Origin of the sequence: Flavobacterium sp., assembly GCF_024305175.1 — a bacterium.
Classification (GTDB): domain Bacteria; phylum Bacteroidota; class Bacteroidia; order Flavobacteriales; family Flavobacteriaceae; genus Flavobacterium.
Genome location: NZ_JAMWYY010000095.1, coordinates 1 through 6832, shown reverse-complemented (window position 1 = coordinate 6832; position 6832 = coordinate 1). Strand labels below are relative to the sequence as shown.

At 42.4% G+C, this 6832-nt stretch carries 6 protein-coding genes; 5 read left to right on the top strand and 1 reads right to left on the bottom strand.

From position 1 onward, the window contains the following. The 3 genes from Q0K96_RS14700 to Q0K96_RS14690 all read left to right on the top strand — a co-directional run. Positions 1-461 (top strand): SMI1/KNR4 family protein (locus Q0K96_RS14700; protein WP_297334737.1); only part of this gene is annotated, 461 nt, incomplete at its 5' end. 110 nt (positions 462-571) lie between these two features. Further along, positions 572-1897: a 30S ribosomal protein S12 methylthiotransferase RimO gene (gene rimO, locus Q0K96_RS14695; RefSeq protein WP_297334736.1), complete on the top strand. Its 1326-nt coding sequence runs from the start codon at positions 572-574 to the stop codon at positions 1895-1897. A 68-nt stretch (positions 1898-1965) separates the two neighbouring features. Next, a complete protein-coding gene (locus Q0K96_RS14690; protein ID WP_297334735.1) occupies positions 1966-2382 on the top strand; it encodes a hypothetical protein in 417 nt (138 codons plus the stop codon). Here the strand turns inward: Q0K96_RS14690 and Q0K96_RS14685 are convergent. Next, positions 2379-4598 carry a radical SAM protein gene (locus Q0K96_RS14685; RefSeq protein ID WP_297334734.1) on the bottom strand — a complete coding sequence of 740 codons (2220 nt, stop codon included), beginning with the start codon at positions 4596-4598 and terminating at the stop codon, positions 2379-2381. The two genes, Q0K96_RS14690 and Q0K96_RS14685, sit on opposite strands and share 4 nt — an antisense overlap. Before the next feature lie 67 nt (positions 4599-4665). Between Q0K96_RS14685 and Q0K96_RS14680 the strand changes: the two genes are divergently transcribed. Beyond that, positions 4666-5190 (top strand): hypothetical protein, encoded by a 525-nt coding sequence (locus Q0K96_RS14680; protein ID WP_297334733.1) that lies wholly within the window; start codon positions 4666-4668, stop codon positions 5188-5190. Positions 5191-5258: 68 nt separating this feature from the next. Then, positions 5259-6832, top strand: a 1574-nt coding sequence (gene bshC, locus Q0K96_RS14675) for a bacillithiol biosynthesis cysteine-adding enzyme BshC (protein WP_297334732.1), incomplete at its 3' end; no start/stop codon positions are given.

Here is a 6832-nt window from a genome sequence, read left to right as displayed (position 1 = left end):
TTACGTTGATTATGATATGGCAAAAGAAACTAAAATTAAAAGATCATATAGATTATTTAAAAAAAAATAATTTAGATTTTGACATTAGTAAAAACGAATTTAATAGCAATAACTGTTTTTTTAGAATAAAAATATTATTCACATTTAGAGATATTGATGCTATTATTCAGATCAATGATGATTATGAAAAACGATTGCCAGGAGGAACATTTATAATTGCAGATGCTGATAATGGAGATTACGTGCTTATGAATTCAAAAGGTAATATTCTGTTTTGGAACCATGAAAAAAATGATCTTAGTTTTAATTATAAGGTAGAGAAACCTTTACAAATTGCGAAAAGTATCACACAGTTTTTAAGTATGTTGACTCCCGAGTCAAACCTTGAGGAAGAACCAATAGTAATTGAGAGAAAGGTAAGTAACGATTTTCATACAAAATTTAAAGACTATCTTAAGTAAACTAAATTCAGTATCAACTTAGGTATAGCAATCACATAATTAAATTTTTAACTCTCTCACGTTCATTACTCCCAATAAAAAGCGTAATTTTGCACCCTATTTTTAAGTACATGAGAACCAAATCGTTAAAGAAGAATAAAATCAATGTAATTACCCTTGGGTGCTCTAAGAACGTTTATGACAGCGAGGTACTTATGGGGCAGCTTAAAGCCAGCGGCAAAGATGTGGCACATGAAGCGCCTGCACATGAAGAAGGCAATATAATTGTTATAAACACCTGCGGGTTTATTGATAATGCTAAGGAGGAATCGGTTAACATGATACTTAATTATGTTGACAAAAAAGAGCAGGGCATAGTAGATAAAGTTTTTGTAACAGGCTGCCTTAGCGAGCGCTACAAGCCGGACTTACAAAAAGAAATACCAAATGTAGACCAGTATTTTGGCACTACGGAACTTCCGCTATTGCTTAAAGCGCTGGGAGCTGATTACAGGCATGAGCTATTAGGTGAACGTCTCACTACCACACCAAAAAATTATGCTTACCTTAAAATTGCCGAAGGGTGCGACCGCCCCTGCAGCTTTTGTGCTATACCGCTTATGCGTGGCAAACACGTGTCTCAACCCATTGAAAAACTGGTTAAGGAAGCCGAAAGCCTTGCTAAAAACGGCGTAAAAGAACTGATACTTATTGCGCAGGACCTTACCTATTACGGCCTTGACCTGTATAAGAAACGTAACCTTGCCGAACTGCTGGAGAACCTTGTAAAGGTAGAAGGCATAGAATGGATAAGGCTGCACTACGCATTCCCCTCAGGTTTCCCGATGGATGTACTGGATTTGATGAAGCGCGAGCCTAAAATCTGTAACTATATAGATATACCACTACAGCATATCGCTGATAACGTACTCAAATCGATGCGCCGCGGCACAACACAGGAGAAAACAACAAAGCTGCTTAAGGAATTCCGCGAAAGGGTTCCGGGTATGGCTATCCGCACAACGCTGATAGTAGGCTATCCCGGAGAAACAGAAGAGGATTTCCAGACTCTTAAAAACTGGGTTGAGGAAATGCGCTTTGAGCGTTTAGGCTGCTTTACCTATTCGCATGAAGAGAACACACACGCCTACCTGCTGGAAGATGATGTGCCTGCCGAGGTGAAACAACAGCGTGCCAACGAGATAATGGAACTGCAAAGCCAGATATCATGGGAGCTGAACCAGGAGAAGATAGGGCAAACCTTTAAATGTGTAATAGACCGCAAAGAAGGGCAGTATTTTGTAGCCCGTACCGAGTTTGACAGCCCCGATGTTGATAATGAGGTGCTTATTGACGCAACCAATATTTACCTTAAAACGGGGGAATTTACAGATATTACAATAACCGATGCAACCGAGTTTGACCTGTATGGCATACCGGCATCTGCACAAAACTAAAATACCCAAAGCCAAAAATCATCTTTTTGGCTTTTTTTTCTAATTTTGAATATATAACAGTCTGTACTATGAAAAAGTTTTTATTCATTATAGCATTTTTAGCCGGTTCGCTAACTGCTTCCGCACAGTACTACAATCCGTATTACGGGCAGGGCAGCAACCCGGGCCTCGACAGGAGCATTACTGCACAGCCAAGGACGCCTTCTAAAAAGAAAAAAGAAGAAAAAGTTGATATTGTAGAGCTTACTGTTGAACAACTTTCAAAAAAACTGAACCTTGACGGTTTCCAGAAAGCGGCGGTTAAGGTAATCTACAACGAGAATAAAGACGAGATAATGGGGCTGGCAGATGAGGATATTCCTTATGAAGCCAAGAAGGAAAAAGGCAGGGAACTAACTGAAAAGATAGATGCCAAGATCATGGCACTGCTGAATGATGACCAGAAAAAAATCTATCAGGAAATGATTGACGACCGTAAATATTAAAGCGCCAGTAATCCATTCTGCTTTAAAACAGTTACAGGCTTACTGTACCAAAAAGGTTCAAAATCTTCTGCAACTGCTTCTTCAAAAAGTGCTTTTGCCTTTGCAAAAGTTATGGGTGTACCTCCATAAGCCGAAACATCATCAACAAATTGCATCAGCCATTCGCCCTGCGCTTCGGCAAGCTGAATGGTAATGGTTTCCCTCTTTGAATAAAAGGTTAGGGCAATCATATGAAATGTCCGGCCTTTTTTAGATTTTACATAGCGTTCCGCTACAGGCTTAGTGCCTAACCAAACAATTTTAGAGGTCGGCTTTACAGAATATTCCGCATCATCGTGTAATACACTGTAAATATAATCATGCGGAACTTTGGTTCTGGGCACTTTAAACTCGAACCAGTCCTGCAAAGGATAATCAAAGCATAGGCCATGCATAAAGTTAAAGAGCGATTTCTTTAAGCCGTAGCTAAACTTATCATGGTCGGTGCCGGTTGTATCAATGTGCACAATATCGTTGTTGGCAAAACTGCCTACAATATCACTTTCTTTTACTACGCTGAATTTTTCAGGCTCAAGGCCAACGGGGCTGTGTGCCGTCATGGCAAACTGGTGCCAAAAACCCGACTGTAAAATCCCGATTTCAAACATTTGGCGCACCATTTCGAGCGAGTCTATTGTTTCCTGTGCGGTTTGGGTGGGAAAACCATACATCAGGTAGGCATGCACCATAATACCCGCTTCGGTAAAGTTACGGGTTACACGCGCTACCTGCGCTACCGTTACCCCTTTTTGTATAAGGTCTAACAACCTGTCGGAAGCCACTTCAAGCCCGCCGGAAACCGCAATGCAGCCCGAAGCTTTTAATAACCGGCAAAGGTCGGCAGAGAAACTTTTTTCAAAACGGATATTCGTCCACCACGTAACCGAAAGCCCGCGGCGCAATATCTCAAGCGCAAGTTCGCGCATCAGTGCCGGGGGTGCGGCCTCATCTACAAAATGGAAACCGTTTTGCCCTGTCTGGGCTATAAGCTGTTCCATCCTGTCTGCCAGCATTTTTGCGGCAACAGGCTCATAAACCTTTATATAATCTAATGATATATCGCAAAAAGTACATTTCCCCCAATAGCAGCCATGCGCCATAGTAAGCTTATTCCAGCGGCCATCGCTCCACATACGGTGCATGGGGTTTACCACTTCAATTACCGAGATATAGCTATCGAGTGGTAAGCCGGTATAATCGGGCGTGCCTACCTGGCTTTGCTTATAATCGGGTTTAGCGGAGTTATCTACATACGTTACCTTGCCGTCCTGTAGTATAAATGTCCGTTTTAGCCGTGTGGCATCCCTCCTGCCCTGCAGGTATTCTGTAAGGCACTCTATCGGCGCTTCGCCATCGTCGAGGGTAATAAAATCGAAGAACTCCATTACACGCGCATCTGTAAGCGAGCGCAATTCGGTATTTGGGAAACCGCCGCCCATTGCCGTTTTGATATGCGGAAAATACTTCTTTATGTACTGCGCACTACGGAAAGCAGAATATAAATTACCCGGAAAAGGCACCGAAAAACAAACCAGATCGGGCTGCTCTGCTTCCAGCTTCTGATGCAGCAGGCTAATGAGCAATTCATCTATATAGGTGTAGGGCTGTTGCAGGTAATCATAAAGCTCATCGAAAGAGCTGGCAGAGCGCCCCAGCCTTTCGGCATAGCGGCTGAACCCGAAATGAGGGTCGGCACACTCCACAATAAGGTCAGACAGGTCTTCAAGGTATAACGTGGCAAGGTGCTTGGCTTTATCCTGAACGCCCATCGTGCCAAACGCCCAGTGCAATTCGTCAAGCTGTTCAAAGCGTGAAGCTTCGGGCAGAAAGTCTTCGGTACAAATAAGGTGCGCCAGCGTGGGGTTCTTTCCCTGTAAAAAGAGCATTACCTGGTCTATTGTTTTCAGGTATTCATTTTTAAGGGAGATTATGCGTTGGCTATTAGCCTCCCCCCCAGCCCCCCTCCGAAGGAGTGGGGAGTAGTTTGACTCTATGTAATCAAATAATTTTGTAAGCCCCTGTTTTGAGAACAGCTTATTAATAACATCAATACCAAGGTCGGCCTGCGCGGCGGCAATGCCCTTGGTATTCAGGAAACCCTTCAGGTAGGCCGTAGCCGGGTAGGGCGTGTTGAGCTGGGTGAAAGGTGGTGTTATTAAAAAAAGTTTGATGCTCAAAAGGGTAAAAGATTTTGGGGTGTAAAAATACGCTTTAAATCTGATTTTAATTAGCTAACTTGGTAATATGAAAAAGCTACTTTCATTTTTATTTCTTGTTGTTGCTGTCAATTCTTTTTCGCAGGCGAGCAGCACAAGAGAATTTGCTATTTCTTTTATAATGGATAAGAAGGATTTTGAAAAAACTTCATTCAATTTTATATGCCACAGAGGTGCGGTAGATGTAGAACAATGTGAGCTTACAACTAAAAAATCACGAGGTGATGTTATAGTTACGCTATCCGGAAGGTATCACCACATAGTAGGGCCTCCCGGATTTCTGATGACAATTTGCTTACAACAAAATTACCTCTCAGGCTCAGGTTTTAACCATACGCAAAACTATTACGTTCACTTTGATTCGGCGATTGGTACTAATAATGAGCGTTTTGATGTTAATATTGGAAAAGTTGCACCTGATAAAAACTACCCATTTATGTTAGTTAAAGAAGTTAGTGGAAAGCTAAAAATTCAAAAAGCAATGTTGCCTGACGGATGGCAGGATATTTTTTTATGTGAAGTCGCGAACATTATAACAATCAAAAATCCTTAATAACTCAAATCAATAGAAATTCTTCAATATATTATTTTTCCCTAACTTTACGGTAAAATACTTTATAAATGCCTTCAGACTGTATCAGCTACCAAAGCTCAGGATATTTTACCCCGCTAATTACAGATTACCTTAACCAAAAGGAGAACCTTAAACCGTTATACAACCGTTTCCCAACCCTCGAAAATTTTGAAGCGCAGATAGCCGAAAAGCACGAAAATTACAAACCTGAGTTTCGCACAACGCTTGTCAATACACTTTTAAAGCAGTACGGGCATATTGAAGCATCTGCACTGACTTTACAAAACATACAGTTACTTACTGAAAATAATACTTTCACGATAACCACAGGTCACCAGCTTAACCTGTTTACCGGGCCACTGTATTTTTTATATAAAATAGTTTCTGCCATAAACCTGTGCAAAGAGCTTAAGCAGGCTTATCCTCAATATAACTTTGTGCCGGTATACTGGATGGCGACTGAAGACCATGATTTTGAAGAGATAAACTACTTTAACTTTCGCGATAAAAAAATAAAGTGGAACCGCGAAAGCGCAGGGCCGGTGGGCAGGCTAAGCACACAGGGGCTTGATGCCGTGCTTAAGGCTTTTGCCAGCGAACTGGGCCCCGGTACTAACGCGGCTTATTTAAAGCAGCTTTTTGAAGAGGCATATATAAGCCACACCAACCTTGCCGATGCCACACGCTACCTTGCGAATGAGCTTTTCGGACAGCAGGGGCTTGTTATTATAGATGCCGACAGCGCCGCACTGAAAAAGCTGTATATACCGCAAATAAAAACAGAACTGCTTGAGCAGCTAAGCCACAGTAAAGTCGCCGAAACGGCGGCACTGCTTAACGATTATAACATTCAGGTAAACCCGCGGGAGATAAACCTGTTTTACATACAGGACAACCTGCGCGAGCGTATTATTTTGCAGGACGGGGTGTATTACATTAACAATATCGATATTACTTTTACCGAAGCGGAGATACTGGCAGAACTGGAAAACCACCCCGAAAGGTTTAGCCCTAACGTTATTATGCGCCCGCTATACCAGGAGGTTATATTGCCCAACCTGTGCTACATTGGCGGCGGTGGTGAAATTGCCTACTGGCTGGAACTTAAATCGTTCTTTAATGCTTCTGGCATTACTTTCCCTATGCTGCTGGTGCGCAACTCGGTACTGCTGGCGACCGAAAAACAGGCTGCTAAGCTGGACAAGCTGAACCTGACATGGGGAGATGTTTTTATGAAACAGCAGGAACTGATGAATAAAAAAGTAAAGGAATACTCTGAATTTGAACTTGACTTTACCGAACAAAAAGAATTCCTTAACCAACAATTTGAAAAACTTACCGCTATTGCTGCCAAAACAGATAAATCATTTACAGGCGCTGTAGAGGCGCAAAAGGCAAAACAGATAAAAGGCCTTGCCAATCTTGAAAAACGCCTGCTAAAAGCAGAAAAAAAGCACCACGCGGAGGAACTGGCACGGATAGCCGCGCTGCAAAATGAATTGTTCCCCGGGCAGGGGCTGCAGGAACGCAAAGCCAACTTCAGTGAGTTTTACCTGGAGTTTGACGGCAGGCTTACCGAAGCGCTGCTGCAAAGGCTAAAACCCCTTGAGCAGGATTTTAC

Bases quoted from the DNA above. Each gene is read 5' to 3' on its own strand.
- Q0K96_RS14690 (WP_297334735.1), top strand. From the start codon at position 1,966: ATGAAAAAGTTTTTATTCATTATAGCATTTTTAGCCGGTTCGCTAACT.
- Q0K96_RS14680 (WP_297334733.1), top strand. From the start codon at position 4,666: ATGAAAAAGCTACTTTCATTTTTATTTCTTGTTGTTGCTGTCAATTCT.
- rimO (WP_297334736.1), top strand. From the start codon at position 572: ATGAGAACCAAATCGTTAAAGAAGAATAAAATCAATGTAATTACCCTT.